Genomic DNA, 20354 nt, shown 5'->3' on the forward strand with positions numbered 1-20354 from the left:
CGTATGAATGAACCCTTATAAAACACTCAAGCTCGGCATCACCCACGAATAGCCATCTGGATGCAGCAATATATCAAACGGGATACCATAACTCTCTGCTAATAGCCCCAGGGTCAGGACGGTTTCAGGGGGCCCGCACGCCACAGAAACCCCATCTTTCAATAGCAATAGTTGATCTGCATACATTGACGCAAGATTCAGGTCGTGAATTGCGGTAATAACGGTTTTGCCTCGACTACAAATCGATTTGCAGAGGTTGAGTATTTGCACTTGGTATCTCGGATCAAGATGATTCGTGGGTTCATCTAACAGAAATAGGTCCGGGGCTTGTGTGAGGATCCGTGCAACGTCAACACGACTCGCTTCACCACCAGACAGTGTTGGATAGAGCCGTTCCTCGAATATATCGGCATCGACTTGCTGGAGCGCCCCTTTGGCGATGGAGATATCCCTGTCAGTCTCTTTTGTGCCGTTGAGATAGGGGTGCCGCCCGAAGAGGACAATCTCCAAACTGGTAAACGGGAAGTTCATATCCCGTTTTTGTTGGAGATAGGCTCGGATGCGTGCTAATTCCTTCGGTTCATAACTATGAATAGGTTTACCGAAGAGCCGGATTTCCCCAGTCGTTGGCAAGAGTTCCCCTGAAATCAGACGCAGGAGTGTGGATTTACCAGCACCGTTGGGACCGACAAATCCGCATAACATTCCGCCCTTAATTGTAACGTTAATATCCTTGACTAACCAATTTCCGCCAATACAGTAACCAATGTCTTCCAATTCAATCATTGTATTTTTAGTTATCGGTTGTCAGTTATCAGTTTTCAGTTAAAAAGGGTTCTGGTGAGTGTTATAGTAAAACCCATAATTACTTGTCCACCTATTGGGTGCCGTAGAGGTTAAGTACCCTAATCCGGGCTATGCTGACAGCAGATAACTTCTCCTATAAAAAAACTTCACGTTTGAATCTGAGTAGCAGCCACAGGAAAAAAGGACCGCCAATCAATGCAGTGACGATGCCAACGGGTAATTCGGCAGGCGCGACAACGGTTCGTGAGAACAGGTCCGCCGAGACGAGTAGTATTGCGCCACCGATTGCTGAACCGGGTAGGACATACCGATGATCCGCTCCACCCAAGAGCCTGAGAAGATGTGGAACAACAAGCCCAACGAAACCGATGCCCCCAGCAGCGGAGACCGCTGCGCCGACTGTCAGCGCGACCCCAAAAATTGACCATCTTTTCAGCGTTTCGGTTGAAACACCGAGGTGATACGCTTCAGACTCTCCGAGACTCATTGCATTTAGTGCAGCTGCTTGCCGTGATAATACCAGAAGTCCTATAATTGCAATTGGGAGTGTTATAAAAACAACGGGCCACGTCGCGCCCCCAAATCCGCCGAGCAGCCAAAAAGTTAGGCTGCGGAGCTGCTCATCGTCAGCGAGGAACGTCATTAGCCCGATGCCTGCGCCAGCGAAACTGTTGAGGGCAATACCTGCGAGTAATAACGTTAATGTGCTGACTTTTCCCTCTCCCTCAGCGATCTTCCATACACTGATAGTCACGAGCATTCCACATGCAAAAGCGGCGATAGGGAGTCCCCATATACCGAGTGCGCCGCCACCTATTAGGACAATCCAGAGCGTCGCGCCCAATCCTGCGCCTGCGGTGACACCGATTAATCCGGGGTCTGCGAGTGGGTTGCGAAAAATACCTTGTAGCGTCGCGCCTGAGATTGCTAACATTGCGCCAACAACAGCGGATAGAATGACACGCGGAAAACGGACGTGGACGAGGACAGCGAAGCCATCCTTCTGGGACAATAGAATCTCAGGGATACGCCACGGTAGAATTTGATACGCGCCTACCCCCGCCGCGATGCACATTGATATCGGAAGTAAACCGATCAGAATGAACAGAATTTTCGTTCGCTTTTGCATATTGCTTAAAAGAACGACATAGCAGGATCATTCGCCTGTGGCAATAAAGTGCCCATCCTTTTCGTAGATGCCTTGGAACAAGTCAAGTGCGGCGCGTCCACAACGGGGGCCGAATCCAGAGAGATATTGTCCATCCAGCGTCACAACGCGTTTGTTTTTTCCCGCCGGTGTATGTGCTAAGCCCGGTAGTTTGAGTAGTCCGTCAACACCACCGATGGATTCCAAACCCGTAGTAAACAGTACATAGACATCGGGCTGGGCAGCGATCACCGCTTCCGCCGTCATCGGTTTGTTCCCTTTGATGTTTTCTGCGGCATTTTCAGCCCCAACAATATCAAACATCGCCCCCGGGGCAGTATTTGTTCCTAAGACCAGCGTGGTTTGTGTGCCGCGCAGATAGAGAAAGAGTGCTTTCTGTTTCGGTTTCCCTTTTCGTGCCGCGAGTTTAGTTTCCAACTTCTTGATGTCTGCCTCTAAAGCCTTCGTCAATTCCTCAGCCTTTTCTTCGTGTCCGACTGCCTTACCGATTGTTAGCAGCCGCTGCTTGGCAGCCTCAAAAGAGCGAGGTTCTTTAAGCAATAGAACCGTTACACCCGCCATGCGGAGTTGTTGTACGACTTGTGGAGGTCTCACATCGTCCCGCCCAATGACCAACGTTGGATTTAGAGAGAGAATCCCTTCAGCATTGAGTCCATATTGATATCCAACGCTCGGCAACTTTTCTTTGATACCTTTCGGATATGATGATGAGGCATCGCAACCGACGACTTTATCTCCAACACCGAGTGCGAATAGGATTTCGGTCGTGCTGCCGTTGAGACTCACGATACGTTCAGATGAGGTGATAACGACAGTTTTGTCGTTTGCATCTGTGACCTCAGTTGGATCTGCGACAGCAATACAGAGCATAATGCCGAAAAATATAAAGATTGAAACGCTTAACATCCACGCCTTGAACAAGTTTGAGCGTAAGATCTGCATTGTTTCCTCCGTTATGGAAATGAGTCGTTGGACATGGCACCCGTTTTAGTTTTTTAGGAGATTTATGATGCACGGGTATTCCATGCCCAACATCTCATGAACGCGTTGTTCAGTTGTTCTGTATAGACGATGGATAGGGGTATCCTTAGCGGCTACCTCTATAAGATTTTTAATAACAAATTTTGGTCTTCAAGCAGTACCGCACATTAGAAATTAGGACTTCCATCGGGTTGGTGGACGTATTCAAACGTCACGAAACCGCTGTCCTGTTTGTTCTCGTTATCCTTGTAATATCCGATAAAGCGGATTTTGGCGAATGTTCCGTCTGCGGCTTTTATCACAAATACTCGATCTTCCAAAGGGAGTACCCAGTGCGTTGGGGGCCCTGTGTAGATATACCATCCGTTTTCACTTCCTGTGACGATGCCGTACGTGTCTTCTGTATCCGCCTTGTACCCGTCTGCCGGTGCTTCGGTTACCGCCGCAAAAGTTGTCTCGGTGAGCATAACGACACTTCCCATTCCTGGCCCGCTGATACCTCCGTTCAGTTTGACCGTTGTTCGCTGAAAGCCGATATCCCATACATCCGAATTTTCGGCATCTTCGACTTCAACAACGTTTCCGGTAGCAAAAGAGAAGTATGCCCACGCCTCTCTGTTCGTCGCGTCAATTGTGAATGTAAATGCTTCCAGTCCGACGGGGTCTTCAACCAGTGCCTGTGTATCGGTATCTGGGGTCCCAGATGGTGTTGTGTCGATGGTCTCCTCTGGTTGAAGAAGCTTTTCAACGTCTTCTTCACCAACGGGACCACAGCCGAAACTGAAAAGAACAACAATCCCGAGTATAAGCATAAGAAAGGCAATGGCGTGTTGATTGACAAAATCTCTGATGTTTTTCATGATAATTCTCCTGTCAAGTAGCGGCACAAATGCTGTGCCTATCTTTTAGAAGGTTAAATCGATGGTTTTCTTACACTCTGGGTTAAACTTTCATAAGCGTATCCATGTTTTTCAGGTCTACCTCTTCGGTTACCGGTTCTTTGACCTTCTGTAAAACACGCAATGCTTCAACAAAGACTTCGGCAACTTGGTGGAAATCGCAGTGATCCATAGCGATGTCTAAAGTGCGATATTTCAGGTGGATATGTCCATCAAGACATTGATAAATGGCGCATACCTCGGCTTGCGACAAAAATTCTGCTTTGTAACCCATTTTTAGTCTCCTTACAGCAACGGCACAGCAGCGCGTGCCTACTACTTGTTTACGGCATGACGGCGCATGCCTACTACTTGTTTACGGCATGACGGCGCATGCCTACTACTTTAATTTAATGGATGCCCATGTTGTTGTTAACTTTCCTCGGGCATCAACACTTGTGAGTTCAGATTCGACAAAGGTACGGGTGCCATCATCCTGTAAAACATATTCTATACTGATGTACCCGGAGCCTTCTTTGGTTTCGTTGTTTTCGTAGTAACCGATAAACCGGACTTTCGCGTAATGATATGGACCTTCAGGTTCTGCCCTTGGGTCTTCAGGAATCCGTAAGATATAGACTTTTGGATTTGGCAAAACCCAATGGTTCGGTGGTCCTGTGTAGGTGTACCAACCGCCGCCGCGTGCGAATGTCGCAATCTGTTCGGTGTCCGAAACGTACACCCCTTCCGGGGCTTCGAGGACATCTTCAAAAGAGATGTCCTTCAAAGCCAATGCCCCAATTTTCCCGGGGCCGCTGACACCCCCATTGGCGATGACCCCAGTCCGTTTAAAACCGAGGTCCCATGCCATTGAGGTTGCCGCGTCGGCTATATCAATCGTTTCGCCTTCAGTGAGATTGATATAAGCCCAGTTTTCACGGTTGGTTGCATCAACCGTGAGAGTATTTTGATGAAGTTCAGCAGACGCTGTAAAGACAGCAGGGATGCTGACGGTGATGAACAGTAAGGTTGTGTACATGAGCCGTGTCATGCTTAGTATCCTTTCTCATATCAATAGGTTAAAGAGAGTCCACCATAAAATGAACGCCCTATAAATGTATAAAATGTAGGAATTCTGAAGTCAAAAATATTGTTACATCCGATTGAGGCTTTGAATATTTTAAAAAGAGTTTTTGAAGCGCGAAGGTTCCAGACCCAATAACCCGGTGCCAATTCTTCAGTCTCAAGCACTTTGTCGCCGTCATCAAAGAACCCCCAAGGACTGGCGTATCGTCCGCGTAAGTCAACCTGAAAATCGCTATTGGCATGTAGATACGCCAATTTAAGTGTGCCGCTGTGTGTAGAACGGTTCAGCAATGCCAATCCGGTCTCTTTATCTGCCCCCCGGAGGTAAGCATAACCGAGCGTCGAAGTGAACCCACCCACACTACCGATAACGGCTTCAACATCAACTCCCTCTGTATACGCCCTACTGATGTTTTGGTATTCAAATTTGCTTCCGCCTGCCGCGCTCTGTCCGATACGCTCGGCTTCAATCAGATTGTGTAGGTCATTACGATACACATGGATTCTGCCAAGCAAACCGTCAAGTAGCTGATACTCTGCGCCAAGATTATAGTTGTGTGAGGATTCGGGTTGAAGGTTCGGATTGCCCAACACTTGGTAGCCGGCTGTCACATTGGTAAAATCGAGATAGAGATTTTTGAAGTCTGGTGAGCGGAACCCTTGTCCATAGGAAAAGCGAACCCGAAGATTGTCGGTTATCCGATACATGGTGCTCAACTTTGGGCTGAAATGGGTACCGAACTCGGAGTGGTTGTCTAAACGCCCACCGATGACGAATGCGAATGCAGAGATAGGACGGAATTCATCCTGCATAAAGAGAGCGTTGGTTAGAATTCCACGTTTCGCACCTGTGATTCGTTGAGACTGGAGATTTTCAAAAACAATCTCCGCACCGAGGGTGATTTGGTGTTTCTCCCAGAGCGTTGTGTCAAATTGCGCTTCGCCCTTGAGCAAGTCTTGGATGGTGATATTTTGGGAACTTACTGCTGCAGTTTCGCGATCAACAACTTTTGATTCATCGTCATATCGGGTTGCGTAAAGTTTGCCGGTCAGTAAAGTTGCGGGTGTTCTCTGTGTACCATTTTCAAATTCATGTTCTATGCCTAAACTTCCACTGAAGTTTTCGATATCGCCAAGCCTCTCAAAAACGATGTCTCCGCTATCGCTGATACCTTCTTGGTTCTGCATGAAATATTGTCCAGAAAACACGAGGTCCGTCGCTGGTGTGAGTTGATAGGCTGTCCGTGCCGAGCCTGTCACATTGGCATAACCGTCGATTGTGGTTGTGAGATCAGACGTGTCCAAATCGATCGGATCGCGCTGGTTCCTACTGAGTGTTAAAAGCGCGTTAAGTTTATTACGTTGCAATTCAAGCGTGCCTCGGCTGTCGAGTGCACTGTTTTGCTGAAAATTTTGGGAGAGTTGGACGGAAAAGGGCGAAGTCGCTTTACGGGTAATAATGTTGATAACCCCCCCGAGTGCATCACTCCCGAAAAGCGAAGCTGTTGCCCCTTTGACGATTTCTATCCGTTCAACGTTTTCGACAGCGAGTCGCGCCATGTCAAGCTTGCCTGCGATACGCCCAACCTGCGGTTCGCCATCAACGAGAATTAGGATGTACTCAGAGTCGAGTCCTTGAAGTTGCACCCCGTCGCCGTGTCCATCACGGTGGATAATGATGCCCGCTGTATGTTCGAGGACCTCTCCGATGTTCTCTGCCCCTGTCGCCTCGATTTCCGCGCGTGTAATGAGATTTGTAATAACAGGTGTATCTTCCAGATGTTGCGGTGTTTTTGTTGCTGTCACGACAACAGGCTCTAATTCTACGGCACGGTCAGTTTCGGGGGTATCATTGTGATTCTCTGCAGAACTCAATATTGTAAACAGAAGCAGCCCGAATACGAGGTTGATCAGTACTCGCAAAATCCAAATTTTCGTGTTTGACATCATAATTTTCCTCCTGTCTTTGTTAGAAGGCTCGCCAAACAAAGAAGATGGCAAGCGTTAGGGATCCGAGTCCGATGCTCGCAGCGAGCAGGCGCGGTCCGTGTAAACGGGTCCAAAGCAAGATACCTGTAAGTGAAAGGATGATGAAACTCCCCGCAATCGTATCAGCAAGCAGTATCCATGCAACTCCTATTCCACTCGCCATGTGTAACCGATTGAGAAAGGCAAACACATTCCGGTCAAATTGTCTGACTGTGGTATAAGCGTTGCCGACCCAATATTCTGCGCTGTAACCGCGTTTCGGGTTGCTCAAACTGACACTCCATTTTTCAGGTTGCGTGACAGATGCTCCACCCCAACTAATTTCTCTGGGCTGCTGTGAACGGACACGACTCCATTTTTCATCAAGACCGAGTTCCACTTGCAACCACGCTGCGAACATCTCAATATTTTCAGGCTTGGGGTCCGGCAATGAAAGTTCTCGCTCTATCCGATCAGTTTTCGCGGCGTTAATTTTCAGGGTTCCGCGGTGATTGAGCAGAATACCGGTGACACCGAAGAGGATTCCCAAAGCTGCGCCCCATAATCCGAGCCATGCGTGTGTTCGTCGGAGCCATTTGAGAAACGCGCCTCTGCTCCATGAAAGTGGTAAAAAGGAATATGGTGAACGCCTGCGCTGTTTTTCGGGTTTTTTTGGTGCTTTGTCAACGGATACTGAACCTGTAGCGTTTGGCATATTCGCCTCCGAATTCTCTTGACAATTCCAACGTTAACCGCGTATCCTAATTAAGGCAGAAAAGGCACCGGGCATGAAACGCGCCAACACATGCGCGTGAGAAGCCTGCGAAACGCGAACCGCTGTCGATTCGCAATCGACGTGTGTTGATTTTCCTCAGAAACGTGGACAGTCGCTAACAATGGGCAGTTGGGAGCCTGTCCTGTTTCTTGCGTGGCTTTTTCTGCTACTATTTTGCTTTAGTGAACCTTGAAGGGTCCACCGCGTGGTTCTTCTTTTAAATCTGACCGATCGGAATCGAGAAACACCTCGTGAAGTTCGAGTTTGTTTGATTGTGTGAATGCCTCTTTCGGCAACGTGCCGGATTGGGCATGTCCTTTGCGGAATTCCTCAGATTCTACCCAGTTTTCAAAATCCTTTCGTGATTCCCAAAGTGTAAAAACAACATACGGGTCGCCATCATTGACAGGGCGGAGGACCCGGTTAGAAACGAATCCGGGCATGCCATCAACAAGACGTGCTCGGTTTCGGAACCGTTCCTCAAATTCGTCCTGATATTCAGGTGCGACATAGATTCGATTCGCAACAGTTATCATAACCTCTCCTTATTGAGAATGAAACTCATTATCAAATTATGGTAAGGCGGGGTATTCTGTTCCCCGCCAACCATAAAGAACATGCTATACTGTGGTGGATATGGTCTTGCTCCTCCTTCAGTAAGCATCCGCCTTAATTACCACTCCCGGAGGAAATTGATATGCCCGAACACTACATTCTTTTAAATTGAGAATGAGACTCATTATCATATTAAGAGATGTGCGCTCAGACGATTGTGTGTATCAAACACATATATATTATACTATATTTGTTAATGCATGTCAAATTTTTTTCTGATTTTTTTCCGTTTCTTGTGCCTTTTGGATATATTGGATCACGATATACGTCGCGTTATACATAATTTGAGTTTTATGATCAAGTTTAAGCATTTGTAATCCGTTCTACCACTTCCTTTCCAGTTTTAAATAGATCATGCAGATGCAGGTACCGGAATAGAGAGCTCCTCCCAGTCAGATACAGATTCTCAAACGTTTCAAAATAGGCGACGAGGCGCGCCACGTTCTCTTCAAATCCGACTTCAAGTACAGGATATGCGAATGGTAGTTTATAGATTTGATAGTGAATAACCTCCTCTTGTGGTAAGGGTTTGACGCGCTGTAATGCTTTCCATACCTCGGTTTGCAGTTCCAACGCTTGCATATTCCACACGGCATCATCACTGTAGCAGGGGAGCTCCAACACGATGACTGTCTGTCCTTCGGGTGCCATGTGTGAACTCCGATTTTTTGGCTCATATAGGCGCGTAAACGGAAATTCCTCACTCGGAAAATAGATCGAAGCATTCGGCGAAAAAGTATCGCGGTTCAAACAGAAAACACAAAGCATAAGGTGTCGGTATTTAATTCGCTCCGCAATAGCCCGTAGATCCGGTGGCGGCGGCGGATCTAACATTCGCATTGAAAGTGTTAGCGGTAGCGTATTAACCACTGTGGAGACGGGTATTTCAATATTATTTTCTCCCGCTCCGTTGTCTACGATGATACGCTCAATCCTCCGATCTTTATGGATTAATCGACTCACCCGGTGTTGCAACTTGATATGTTCAGCACCGATGCATTCGCACAACTTATCGTTAATCATGCCGATGCCGTATTTCGGATAAAAGAACGATCCATCTAAGTGCGTCGGGTTCTGCGGTGTACCGAGCAGCATCGAACGGAGGAAACTCCGCAAATCCAACCCTTTGAGTCGGTTCCCTGAAATGGCGGTAGAGAGTTTGTGCGAGGGCTGTCCCCACAATTTTTCGGAATAGTTGAGTAAAAAGCGTTCAGCCAGCGTTTTTCCGTACTGGTTGATCGCAAATGTCGCAAAGTTTTCTGCCTGTTTTTTCGGTCTATTATAGAGTTTCTCCCACGCAATCCTTAGTAAGGTTTTCGTTTCGAGTTTTTGGACCAGGTCGCTGAGCAGAAGTGGAAACCGGTAAAATTCGCCTCCAAAAAAGATTTCACTCGGTGCCGTTACGCGTAACAGATCATCGCCAAGGAGGTTCTTTACCTCTTCGGTAACCTGCGGATCTTTGTCGTGGAAGCGATGTGCACCGGTATCAAATCGGAAATCACTTTTCTGCCAGATGCTATATTTACAATCCGCCCCTTTGATTTTGAGCGTACGGCAATTTCCACCGGTGTGTTCACCCGCTTCAAAGATGGTAAAATTCGAGAGCCCCTGTTTCTTGGCGTAGTACCCAGTAGTCAATCCAGCGGGACCGCCACCGAGAATATGAAGATGAGTATTTTCCATAGGTTCTGTCCGCACAGATTTAGTATTCAAATAAAGGGATTTCGGACCACATCCGATTGACATACGGGTTGTGGTAGAACACCTTTTCGGCTTTGGGCTCTCGATTTGGTAATCGACTTCCGATAACAACGAATCCGGTCTCTAATGTATCAAGTTGGTCGAGGTCTGCCTCGCTTTTAATCGGTATATAAACTGCTTCTATTGCTTGGGAAACTAAATAGTATTTTATCAGCGGCACGGACACAATATATAGTTTATCCCGCCGTTCATTCTGTTTGTCGCGTAGATATTCGTGTACTTGGGCAATCGCTGTCGGTTTTGTGTGTTGGACGACAGTATGTAGGGTGACATAACTATAAGAAAGAAAAAAGATGATGACAGTACACAAGGCAAACAGATGACGAAACCGGTTCTGTGTTCCTATGATTCGGCTGCACGCGAATGCAATCCCTAAGCCCAGAAAAGGCAATAAAGGTAAAACGTGTCGGCTCTTATGGATAACGTTCTGTCCTAAGAATATCCATAGGCAATAGACAGCACACCCAATAAAGATGGGGTTTGAAAGCGGGAAATCGTTCCCAGAAAGTTTTTCTGTAGTCCATCTCTTCAGGGGTCGCCAATTGGCTGCAACAATTCCGATTAAGATGATAGCTGAACAGGCGGTTATAGGGTGCCGACCTTGCCAATAGAGTCCAAATCCATCTGCCCAGAGGCTCTCAAAAAGTTTCGTCAAGCGAAACCACAATTCAGGGTGAGTGGAGACAGTGCCACCGAAATCTGAAAAATGCCCCTGACTCTGTGTCCGTGCGGCGGCTATGAGCGTATTCCATCCCGTAATTGAGAGCAGCGGGACAAGCCACACAAGGACACCGATAGTCCCCGCTATGATGCACTTCAAACGACCGGTGTGTTTTAATCGTAGGACCAACGCAGGCACCAATAAGGGAAAATACGAGAGTCGCACGCCGACCAAGATGCCAGCGAGAAAAAAGCCGATGGTACTCCGTAAACCAGATAGTGTATCCGTGTTATCCTCTTGTGCTGTTGTAAAATAAAGGCTTGCCAAAAGGCAAGCAACCCCCATCGCATCTGGCATATATCGGTTACCCATCAGCCAGAGTAAAGGGTTCATGAATATGACAAAGACAGCAACTTTCCCCAACAATGTGGTGACTGAAACCTTCGCAATCCTCAGTGTAAAGAAGATTGTGAAGAAGATCGATAACCCGCCAACGAGTGAAAATGCTAATGCGTAACGACGCGTGCCTGCATAGAGGAGTTTGGTAATATAACAGAAAACAGGATATGCTGGAAAATGCGGTTGCAACTTGGCGACATCGTAGTCTACTATGCTCAGTGCGAAGCGGAGGCTATCTAAATCTTCAATGTAATAGATAGTGCTAAGCAATCGAGAGCCGATACAACAGATAAATACAATACTCCAGACTTTGAATTCCGTCTTCATGTTTTAGGTAATTTGGTAGGTGCGTTTTACACGCACCTACCAGTGGACAGGCACCTTTGTAGTTAAAACCCGCCCTACATCAATGCCTACCAGTTTGCCATGTTACCGTTGGAGAACCCGTATGCCGCCTGCATGACAGCCTTAGCGCGTTCGTAATTGGCAACCTGCGTTTTGTAGCTGTTACTGCCGGGTTCGTCATATATGGGTGCTTCTCCCATGATACCATGCAATTCGGCGAGTTGTCCATCACCAATCAACCGGAACGGGTTGTACTGCAAAGCGACCGTATACCCTTTCATTTCTGCCCAATGTTTATTTAAGTTGGCAATGTTTTCTTCGGCTGTCCCCAACTTCGACATATCACTGAGCGTATCGTTAATGTAGTGTACCACAGTCGCTGCGATAACCTTTTCCATGCCTTCTGCGGCGGTTTGGCGGTGTGCGCTAATTTCCGCGACCGATCCTTGATTCGTGATCGCGGTTCTGCCAGCAAGGAAAGCATTGAAGATTTGTTGTGTGAAATCGACACCTGATCCGCCTTTATCCCGCTTCCCAGCGTTTCTGGAAAGCCCGAAGTTATATTCCGATTTGAAGTCGATGCTTCCATCACCGTTAGAATCGAACGTGAAATCATCGACCTTTCCAGCGAGCTGTTCATCGCTGTAGCGGGAATAGTCACGAGCGGCACCGAAGTAGCCGAAGGCTTCATCCCATGCGTGTTCCATTGCGGTATACGGGTCGGTACCATCTCGTGCTTCACTGTTATCGCGTTCAAGCAAGCCGCCGAGATAAACACCTGTCGCTTGGTAATACGGAACTGCGCCGATGAGGACTTTATTAACCATCTGGGACATATCGACGCCGTCATCAGTGGTGTAAGCCATTGGTGTGCCGAGTTTATCAGAATCTTGCGAGTTGTCCGCAATAGCCTTGAACCATTCGCGCACCAAATCATCGGCAGTCCGGTTGTACCCGATGACAGGCTCGTCGGAAATCTTACCGACAAGATTTTTTCCTGTCGAAAGTGCTGAATAGTGGCTCTCGCTTGCGGATAATGCGCCTGTAGTCGTTAGTGTTTTCAGGTTAAGCGCGTCATCGTATTCATAGAGTTTAAGCATATCGGACACGGCAATAGGACGTGCGCCATCTTTTCCGACGCTGTCAGTGGTTGCTTTCAAGTCTTGCAACAGCAAGTTACGTACGACCTGCCCTGAATAGGAGACGCTGCTTTCACCTTCCATAAAGCGGCTGTCAAAGACATACGCCTGCGGAACTTCGATCATCGCCCCGGCTTCTCCCTCCAAATCACCATCCTCCGTGTCTTCGTCGCTTCCACAAGCGACCAGAAATAGACTTGCAACAGTTAGCAGTAGAACTAACCATTGGAATTTTTTTGTCAGGTAATTCATGTTTACTCCTTTAGGGTTTATAGATAATGAGTCTCATTATCTATGAAAAATTATTACTTAACATTGTTAGTTGGTAGGCGTATTTTGAAATGGTTTCAAAAGTGGAACGTATTCCCAATTGAATTGCGCCATTTTCAACCTACGCCAGCATTAGAAACCTTGTTTAATACCGAAAAGTATCTGTCGTCTGGGTCCGATGAGGATACCCGAACTGAGGTTCGCTTCGGGCTGCCCTGCATTTGAATGCAGCCGTGACCCGATGTATACGTGATCGAAAATGTTTTTGGCAGTGAAAAATATCTGCCACTGTCTGGTTATTTTGTAATCAATACTTGCGTTGACAATTGCGTAACTCGGAATAGGTCCGGTATCGCCGCGGTTGAAAGTCTTCTGGAGATTTTCAAAGTCGGTGAAGACTTCGTCCACAAACCGCATATCTGCGCGCAAACGGAGGCCATCACCAATCCGTTTCGCCAATCCGACGGTGAAAGTGTGCCGTGGCGCGTAAGGTAATTCATTGCCGTTTAGTTCTACATCAACGTTACCGGCGATCGTAGCGGATTTCACGATGCCATCAACAATTTCTGTTTGGAGGAATGTATAAGAGAGGTTGATGTCAGGCAGTACCGACACAAACTCTGATACCCCTAAAGTCATCGCCATCTCCACCCCTGATAGATCAACTTTGCCTAAGTTTTTGAAGGCAGTGCCGCGCCCCGCTGCGACTAAATCTTCAACCTTAACGAAGAATCCGGAAGTTTCTAAGATGACTCCTGGTATCCATGAGCGGAATCCGAGTTCCACGTTCCAACTTTTTTCGGGTTCGAGGTCGAGTCCACCGACATCAACATCCTGTCCGAAGTTGGTAATCTTCAACGCGCCGCTGGAGGGTGCTGTGTACCCTCGATGTACACCGCCAAAAAAGTTAAATTGCCCAAACTCGTAGTTCACGCCGATCCCCGGCATCAGTACTGATGAAACCTTGTCTGCGAACACCGAGCCGCGTAACCGGTCCACGCGATCTTGCTTAAACACCTCAAAACGCAAACCGGGTGTGACAGTTAATCTTTCAAAACGCATCTGCTCCTTAGCGTAGAGTGCCAAGGCAATGGTCTCATAATGATGGCTTTGCCCGACAATTTTCACTGGATCTTCTTCGGAACCGGGAGTGCCGGTATAGTAAACGCCATCCCGAGCATCTGGTGCGTCCCCGGTTTTCTTATCGTCAATAAAGCGTTCCCAATGTACTCTGCCTCCGATTTCAGCACGCCCTATATTTCCAGCAAGTCCGTGGGTAAAGGTATAATTCTGCTCAATCCCGCCGACGTAGAAGGTGCGGAGGATACCGAAGTTGCTTTTTCCGTTGCCGATTCGGACAAGGTCGCCCGTTTGGAAATAGGGTACCGGTACCAGATTCCCAGTTTCAAGAGTTACAGGACGCACGAAAATATCGTCCTCACGCCACCACCGCCGATCAAACACACTTGTATACATCGTTGTATTGCTGACAAGATTCGTCGAAATTTTGTTGGTGTAGATGAGATCGAGTGAGGTCCTGAGAACCTTGAAATTGTCGTGTTCTTTCGGATTGAAGTTCGGATCGGTTTGGAAGGAGTACTCTGTTAAACCGGTATACGTTGCGTTCGAGTTCTCAAAATTACCGTTTAGTTTGAGGTAGAGCGTTTTTTCTTCGCTCAATTGAAAAAGCGTTTTTACTGTGCCATTTGCCTGATCGAAGGTGTTATTCTCTCTAAAACCGTCCCCGTGTTTGTAAAGCAGTTGTATGTCAGACACAATTTTTTCAGAATTACCGATACCTCTTAACTCTGAAAATGCGCTGTAGTAACCATTGTTGCCAGCCGTTAGTTGATTCGCAAATCCCTTTGCCCCGTCGGGTTTTTGTGTTGTATAATTGATAACACCCCCCATCGTTTGTGGTCCGTATCGGAGCGCAGCACTACTTTTAATCACCTCGACTGCATCGATCCGGTCTGCGGGTGGGTTATAGTAAGCATTCGGATAGATGTAAAGGGCAGGTTGTATCGGCACACCGTCTTCTAATATAAGCACGCGCGCACTTCGACGAGGATTTAATCCTCGGATGCCGATACTCAAGCGCGAGTTGCCGAATCCGTCGTCTGCATAGCCGTTGATACCGGGTATTAATTCAAGCAATTCTTGTGTGCCGACAGGTTTAATAAGATCAACGATTTCTGGTTCCAACATGCTCATCGTGCCTGTGAGTTTCCGATGCCTACGCGATGATTTACCGATAATTTCTATCGGTGCGAGCTGGAAAGTTTGGCTGGACAACGCAATTTCTAAATTGTGTGCTGAATCAGAGGCAAGTGCAAGCATTTCACTGTAGCGATTATATCCGATTGAACTGACCTGAATCTGTTTCTTCCCTTGAACAGTTTGCGTCAGATGGAAGGTGCCATCTTTTCCGGTTGTTGTCTCAGCCAAGATTTGTCCATCGGCTTCAACCTTAACAACAGCCCCTAAAATCGGTTGCCTTGTCTCTTTATCAATCACTTTTCCATTAATGTTCGTTGAACTCTGACAAAAGTGTGTCACACCTAATAGTAGGTTAAAAATAATGAAAATTAGTATTGTTCTGGTATACGTCTCTGGCTTACAAACTTTGTGGGAAAAAAGGGGCATGGATACTACTTCCTACGTTTTCAAAAGCGTTTTGGATTGATAATTGTGGTGCGGTCCGCTACGGTCTTACCATTTTGCTCATCTTTCACAGCGTTTTGCGTGTTGTTGGTTCCACCGACCGGTAGATTCGTATTGCCGTAACTGCCGCCGGACTCTTCAGCAACTTCGGCTTGTGGCGCGAGTATAGGGTCACTCTCGCAACCGAACAAGGCGAGACTGGCTGCTACAGTACACATCAACAAGATCCTGAATATGATAGGGGTTGAGTTCATCATCTAAATCCTTAATCTGATACCGTTATATTTTCAAATTGGGACCCATTCTCAATATATGTCTGCACCAACCGATATTGGTGCGAAAGTAATGCTTTACAAAGACTCCAAGAATGCAATAAGCGCATCCCGTTCTACTTTTGACATCCGCTCAACGGCTTGCCGTGATGTCTCCGCCTCCCCACCATGCCAGAGGATCGCTTCCATCAGGTCTCGCGCTCTCCCATCATGGAGGAAGTTGGTATGTCCGTTGACCCTTTTTACCAAACCGATACCCCACAAGGGTGGTGTCCGCCATTCACGCCCACTGGCGTGAAAATCAGGGCGGTTATCCGCTAATTCGGGTCCCATATCATGTAATAACAGGTCCGTATACGGATGTATTGTCTGGTTGCTAACTGAGGGAACACCAGATAAAACGCCGGTTCTTAGCGTCGGTACGTGACAACTGGCGCATTGTGCTTTAGCAAAAAGTTTTTCTCCGTGCTTAACCTGTGGATCATCCACATTGCGTCGCGCTGGCACCGCCAACGTTTGGACGTAGAAGGTCACCACGTCTAAAATCTCGTCGCTAACTTCTGGCGTTTCACTGTGTGCAGTGAGTTGCGGTTGCCCTGCCGAGTTTTCCGTTCGGAACAGTGAGGTTGTTATCCCCATATCGTCGTGATACGCCGCAGCGACCTGCTGAAGCAGTGTCGGTTGATTCGCTTTCCACCCGAAACGACCGAGGTTGTAACGCTGCTCTACGACATCCCAGACATAGTTGGGCTTGCCCGATATGCCATCGCCATCAGCATCTGCCTCGTCTGCATACGCGAGGATAACGTTTTCAGGAATCGCTTCCAACAAACCGAGCCCAAAAACAGCGGGTGCGACGCGTGGTGATAATTCAACCTCTTCTGGTAGGGGTTGATAGGTTTCCGTAAATGTGTAGTTCGGATAACGTAAATGTACACGCGTCCCGTCTGCTGTCGTGAGTGTTTGTTCGGTATAATCAATTTTAATCTTACCCTCTGGGGCTGTTCCGAAAATGGCGCGGTTGTTAAGTTGTGTGCCGAATCCTGGTACGGGAATAGGCGGTTGTCCATCCGTTGAATCTGCCTGCTTCGGAAGACTAAGTCTAAAGAGCATGGACACAAATTTCTCATCAACTTTTGGGGGTCGTCCACGACCATCCCGACTATGACAGTTGATGCACGAAATGTTGTTGTAGATGGGGCCCAACCCGGGGTTCACTACCGCAGGGGCTGTCACAAAATTGGCTTCAAATTCGACATCACCTTCCAGATGCTTTTCAAATGCTGCGGGGGAAAGATTGGGGGCGGGAGTTGAGAACGCGTGGCTTGACGCATCAAAGACAGTCGTCTCACCACCAGAGAACTCACTCGTCGAAAATACCGGTGTTGATTCTACTGCCACGGGCGATTCGGAATCACATGCACTCAGTAGAATTGCCACCAAGGAGGTTAGGAACAGTAAACTGTGAAAATGTTTCATCTCTTTCCCTATTGACATGATAATAAAGCTATAAATGTGTAGTGAGGGAACAGCACAACGACTGTTCCCCGTAAAAACGAAATAGCCCTTTCGTGTTTACATGAAATTAAGAGTTTACGGCACGACGGAGCGTGCCGACTACTTTAATTAAACTCGCTTAACGTAACAAGTGTGAGTATATCTTGCTCGAGTGTTTGTTGAACCGTTCTAACTGCATCAATTGCAGTTTGGACAGCACCGCGATTTGCTGTAATCGAATCGCGGAAGGGGTCCGGAATCGCACCAATAGCATCAATCCCTGCTTGTACCTCTTGCTGGAAACGAGCGTCTAACGCTGCATCGTGACCGTTTACGAATCCGTCGAGACCTTTTCTATAGACGTTCTGAATCCCACGGATATTGTTCTGGAAATCCGCGATGGAGTTGAAACTAAACTGAGATTCAACAAGGGTTGTGTCAGATTCGTTGTAAGGGTCAGATATTTTACCGTTCGCGACTTCATCTGCGATGACAATCATGCCGTTAACGATTTCTTGAACCGCTGCGCTCTGTGAGGGATAAACGTCACTACCCGTGCCGGCCTGTGAAACTTTACTGGCGAAGTTTTCACCGTCTGATGCCCACGCTGACCGAAGTTGGGAGGTACTCGCCTTGAGATTCTCTGCCGTCGAAAGGAGGTACTCCAGTTCACGATCAGTTATATCCGCCGCTTTGCGTTGGTTCCCTTCACGGAACAACAGGAATTCAATTGTGTGAAAACCTTTCTGTGTATCTTCTAATCCACCGACAAAATCCACTGTTAAGGAATCGCCACTGTCCAGAACGGATTGTAGATTGACATGATCAACGGGCCAGCTATCCAGTGCTGGATCAAGACCTTGCGTATCTACGGGGCCGAACAGAAATGCTTCGCTCTGTTCCCAAGGTATTCGAGCCGCCACCCATGCTTGTTGTGCTTTTTCGAGATTCCCTTGCGAGGTATCGCCTTGCAGTGCTTTAACAGCAGATAAAAGGGCACCCGCTTTATTATCCAGATCGGTATAGGTGGGTACCACGATGCTATTCGCAAAATCGTTGAGCATCGTGGTAGCATCAAAGGCTTCAGCGTGGTCGTGATCGTCATGCTCATCTGTTTCGTCACTTCCGCATCCGACAACAAAAGCGGATGCAAGTAGCAAACAACACAGTAGTGTCCAATGAAAGCAAGCCTTTAGCAACTTGCGAGATTCTAATGTATAGAGTTTCATAGAAACCTCCATTGAATGGTTATTAGTTATCAGTTGTCAGAGGAAATAGTTATCAGTTTTCAGTTAAGAGGGTTCTTGTGGCAGTTAAGGTAACTGTTCAAGTAACAGCAACCTCTTTAACTGACGACTGAAGACTGAAAACTGAAAACTCTTATCAATATTGAAAACCGAAACCGAGCGAAAAGGTATTTTCTCGGTTTTTATCTTCTGCCGCTAACCGTCGGAGGGAGTAATGGCTCTTGAAAACCATCTTTGGATGGACGTGGTAGTTAATCCCAAAAGTCCATGTAGTTCTTTCCCACCGCGGATTGTCGAAGATAATTCCCGCGACACTCGCCATCGTATCGTAATAATCGTAACGCGCGAAAACATCTAAAACCGTGTCAGGCGATGTATCCTTTTGGTCCTGATGTTCCGGTTTATTGTTTGGTTGTCTGAAAAATGATAAGACATCGTAGCCAGCTTCAATATAGTACCCTAAGGCTGAGCTGCCTATCGGTGTCCGTTTTACATTAAGGTTATTAGAGAGGGTCCGGTTGACTCTGGAGAGTTGATCAGCGTTTTCGAGTGCTCCCCAAAGGAACAACCCACGCACCTTCACTGCATCCATCTCGTAAAATCCGTGAAGGCTGACAATGCCGACGTGCGCATCAAAATCCACATCGGGTTTTGGTCGGTTCGCCGCGGTGTCTCCGTAGTAACCAGAGATACCGAGGGTTGCGTTTTCGTTAAACGCATAATCGATCCGTCCAACGAACGCCGGTGCCTCAGCATTTACAGTTTCGAACCGCAGTTGGTGTCCGCGAACGATCCAGTGCCGTGAACTGAAACCGGTTGAATCCAATCCGTTGACGATTTGCGCTTGGTATTTCAACGGACCGAGCGCACCGAAAAGTTCGACACCGGTTTCGTGCCAGATAGTTGGGATGATATGTGCCTCCGCTTCGGGACGCGTTGTTGTAAAGTAGTGTTGTGGTCGGTGCCGTTTGGCAACAAGTCCGACTGGAACGATGATGTGTCCAACGCGGAGGTTGAAGGATGGTTGGAAAGAGAAGACAGCAGCGAGTTTTTCGACGATCACTTTACCGCCTTTTTCAATCTCTGTCTCAAATTCTCCAAACTCTTCAAATTTGTCGAATTCCATAGTGCTGCCGGTGCCACCGTGCTCAAACTCAAGTTCTGATTCGAGTCGGATAGTATCGTTGATACGATATTTCGGTGCAATGACAAAACGTTCTATGTCAATAGCGGCACGCCTCCCTGGGTCGAGTTCCCAATCGAAATGGGAGTAGTGGATCACTCCGTATCCAGAGACAGAGAATGGATTTGATTCAGCAACAGCCCCAATATTTAGCAAGATAAACAGTCCCCAAATGACGGGGAAAATTAGTTGTTTCTTCATAGACACCATCTTAAAAATGATATTGAGACTCATTATCATTTTTAGTTATTCGGGTGAAGTGAAAACTCAAACATTTACCAGAGAGTGCACCTTAAAAATTGATAACGAATCTCATTATCCTTTAATTATACCCAGAATTCTCGCGAATGTCAAAAAAAACCGCGATAAATTTGTAGATAATCGTCCGAATTGCTTTAATTATACTCACAATTTTCATAGATGTCAAAAAAAATCTGCAAAAAATGTGAGAATCTCTTAACTGAACTGTGATTTCTGTGATTTTTGTGATAATATCTCTGAGGAAAAATAAGATGCTGATTGTGGGGTTGAAATTTTTACAGAGAAGGCGTTCCTGTGGAACTGATCAGTCGTCAGAACTGGGTTTTCAGTATTCAGTTGCTTGTGATGGGTGCTCTTATCATGGGGATCATAGCAAT

The 20354-nt window shown here is 47.2% G+C and carries 17 protein-coding genes; all 17 read right to left on the reverse strand.

The annotated features are described in order from the left end of the window. Positions 1-15: 15 nt before the first annotated feature. The 17 genes from OXH00_24125 to OXH00_24205 all read right to left on the reverse strand — a co-directional run bounded on the left by OXH00_24125 (position 16) and on the right by OXH00_24205 (position 19917). Positions 16-786 (reverse strand): ATP-binding cassette domain-containing protein, encoded by a 771-nt coding sequence (locus OXH00_24125; protein ID MCY3744111.1) that lies wholly within the window; start codon positions 784-786, stop codon positions 16-18. A 154-nt stretch (positions 787-940) separates the two neighbouring features. Beyond that, positions 941-1936 carry an iron ABC transporter permease gene (locus OXH00_24130; GenBank protein MCY3744112.1) on the reverse strand — a complete coding sequence of 332 codons (996 nt, stop codon included), beginning with the start codon at positions 1934-1936 and terminating at the stop codon, positions 941-943. 27 nt (positions 1937-1963) lie between these two features. Further along, positions 1964-2917, reverse strand: a complete 954-nt coding sequence (locus OXH00_24135) for a hemin ABC transporter substrate-binding protein (protein MCY3744113.1) — start codon at positions 2915-2917, stop codon at positions 1964-1966. 206 nt (positions 2918-3123) lie between these two features. Next, on the reverse strand, positions 3124-3816 hold the full coding sequence (locus OXH00_24140; GenBank protein MCY3744114.1) for an HmuY family protein: 693 nt from the start codon (positions 3814-3816) through the stop codon (positions 3124-3126). Between the two features lie 82 nt (positions 3817-3898). Next, the gene (locus OXH00_24145; GenBank protein ID MCY3744115.1) at positions 3899-4129 is read right to left on the reverse strand and encodes a hypothetical protein; all 231 of its coding nucleotides are present in this window, start codon (positions 4127-4129) and stop codon (positions 3899-3901) included. 105 nt (positions 4130-4234) lie between these two features. Next, positions 4235-4885, reverse strand: coding sequence for an HmuY family protein (locus tag OXH00_24150; GenBank protein ID MCY3744116.1), 651 nt, complete (start codon positions 4883-4885; stop codon positions 4235-4237). A gap of 20 nt (positions 4886-4905) precedes the next feature. Further along, complete coding sequence (locus tag OXH00_24155; GenBank protein ID MCY3744117.1) at positions 4906-6870, reverse strand: TonB-dependent receptor; 1965 nt, start codon at positions 6868-6870, stop codon at positions 4906-4908. A 19-nt stretch (positions 6871-6889) separates the two neighbouring features. Continuing rightward, a complete protein-coding gene (locus tag OXH00_24160) occupies positions 6890-7603 on the reverse strand; it encodes a PepSY-associated TM helix domain-containing protein (protein ID MCY3744118.1) in 714 nt (237 codons plus the stop codon). Between the two features lie 239 nt (positions 7604-7842). Continuing rightward, complete coding sequence (locus OXH00_24165) at positions 7843-8199, reverse strand: antibiotic biosynthesis monooxygenase (protein ID MCY3744119.1); 357 nt, start codon at positions 8197-8199, stop codon at positions 7843-7845. Between the two features lie 382 nt (positions 8200-8581). Beyond that, positions 8582-9961, reverse strand: a complete 1380-nt coding sequence (locus OXH00_24170) for an FAD-dependent oxidoreductase (GenBank protein ID MCY3744120.1) — start codon at positions 9959-9961, stop codon at positions 8582-8584. A gap of 19 nt (positions 9962-9980) precedes the next feature. Continuing rightward, positions 9981-11426 (reverse strand): hypothetical protein, encoded by a 1446-nt coding sequence (locus OXH00_24175; GenBank protein MCY3744121.1) that lies wholly within the window; start codon positions 11424-11426, stop codon positions 9981-9983. A gap of 86 nt (positions 11427-11512) precedes the next feature. Next, complete coding sequence (locus OXH00_24180) at positions 11513-12835, reverse strand: DUF4856 domain-containing protein (protein MCY3744122.1); 1323 nt, start codon at positions 12833-12835, stop codon at positions 11513-11515. Between the two features lie 150 nt (positions 12836-12985). Beyond that, complete coding sequence (locus tag OXH00_24185) at positions 12986-15499, reverse strand: TonB-dependent receptor (GenBank protein MCY3744123.1); 2514 nt, start codon at positions 15497-15499, stop codon at positions 12986-12988. Positions 15500-15519: 20 nt separating this feature from the next. Further along, positions 15520-15735 (reverse strand): hypothetical protein, encoded by a 216-nt coding sequence (locus OXH00_24190; protein MCY3744124.1) that lies wholly within the window; start codon positions 15733-15735, stop codon positions 15520-15522. A 132-nt stretch (positions 15736-15867) separates the two neighbouring features. Further along, positions 15868-17268, reverse strand: coding sequence for a c-type cytochrome (locus OXH00_24195; protein MCY3744125.1), 1401 nt, complete (start codon positions 17266-17268; stop codon positions 15868-15870). A gap of 143 nt (positions 17269-17411) precedes the next feature. Further along, complete coding sequence (locus OXH00_24200) at positions 17412-18515, reverse strand: peptidase M75 (protein ID MCY3744126.1); 1104 nt, start codon at positions 18513-18515, stop codon at positions 17412-17414. A gap of 154 nt (positions 18516-18669) precedes the next feature. Further along, complete coding sequence (locus tag OXH00_24205) at positions 18670-19917, reverse strand: autotransporter outer membrane beta-barrel domain-containing protein (GenBank protein MCY3744127.1); 1248 nt, start codon at positions 19915-19917, stop codon at positions 18670-18672. Positions 19918-20354: the final 437 nt, after the last annotated feature.

The sequence above is a fragment of the Candidatus Poribacteria bacterium genome (assembly GCA_026706025.1).
GTDB lineage: Bacteria > Poribacteria > WGA-4E > WGA-4E > WGA-3G > WGA-3G.

Bases quoted from the DNA above. Each gene is read 5' to 3' on its own strand.
- OXH00_24125 (MCY3744111.1), bottom strand. From the start codon at position 786: ATGATTGAATTGGAAGACATTGGTTACTGTATTGGCGGAAATTGGTTA.
- OXH00_24130 (MCY3744112.1), bottom strand. From the start codon at position 1,936: ATGCAAAAGCGAACGAAAATTCTGTTCATTCTGATCGGTTTACTTCCG.
- OXH00_24135 (MCY3744113.1), bottom strand. From the start codon at position 2,917: ATGCAGATCTTACGCTCAAACTTGTTCAAGGCGTGGATGTTAAGCGTT.
- OXH00_24140 (MCY3744114.1), bottom strand. From the start codon at position 3,816: ATGAAAAACATCAGAGATTTTGTCAATCAACACGCCATTGCCTTTCTT.
- OXH00_24145 (MCY3744115.1), bottom strand. From the start codon at position 4,129: ATGGGTTACAAAGCAGAATTTTTGTCGCAAGCCGAGGTATGCGCCATT.
- OXH00_24150 (MCY3744116.1), bottom strand. From the start codon at position 4,885: ATGACACGGCTCATGTACACAACCTTACTGTTCATCACCGTCAGCATC.
- OXH00_24155 (MCY3744117.1), bottom strand. From the start codon at position 6,870: ATGATGTCAAACACGAAAATTTGGATTTTGCGAGTACTGATCAACCTC.
- OXH00_24160 (MCY3744118.1), bottom strand. From the start codon at position 7,603: ATGCCAAACGCTACAGGTTCAGTATCCGTTGACAAAGCACCAAAAAAA.
- OXH00_24165 (MCY3744119.1), bottom strand. From the start codon at position 8,199: ATGATAACTGTTGCGAATCGAATCTATGTCGCACCTGAATATCAGGAC.
- OXH00_24170 (MCY3744120.1), bottom strand. From the start codon at position 9,961: ATGGAAAATACTCATCTTCATATTCTCGGTGGCGGTCCCGCTGGATTG.
- OXH00_24175 (MCY3744121.1), bottom strand. From the start codon at position 11,426: ATGAAGACGGAATTCAAAGTCTGGAGTATTGTATTTATCTGTTGTATC.
- OXH00_24180 (MCY3744122.1), bottom strand. From the start codon at position 12,835: ATGAATTACCTGACAAAAAAATTCCAATGGTTAGTTCTACTGCTAACT.
- OXH00_24185 (MCY3744123.1), bottom strand. From the start codon at position 15,499: ATGCCCCTTTTTTCCCACAAAGTTTGTAAGCCAGAGACGTATACCAGA.
- OXH00_24190 (MCY3744124.1), bottom strand. From the start codon at position 15,735: ATGTGTACTGTAGCAGCCAGTCTCGCCTTGTTCGGTTGCGAGAGTGAC.
- OXH00_24195 (MCY3744125.1), bottom strand. From the start codon at position 17,268: ATGAAACATTTTCACAGTTTACTGTTCCTAACCTCCTTGGTGGCAATT.
- OXH00_24200 (MCY3744126.1), bottom strand. From the start codon at position 18,515: ATGAAACTCTATACATTAGAATCTCGCAAGTTGCTAAAGGCTTGCTTT.
- OXH00_24205 (MCY3744127.1), bottom strand. From the start codon at position 19,917: ATGAAGAAACAACTAATTTTCCCCGTCATTTGGGGACTGTTTATCTTG.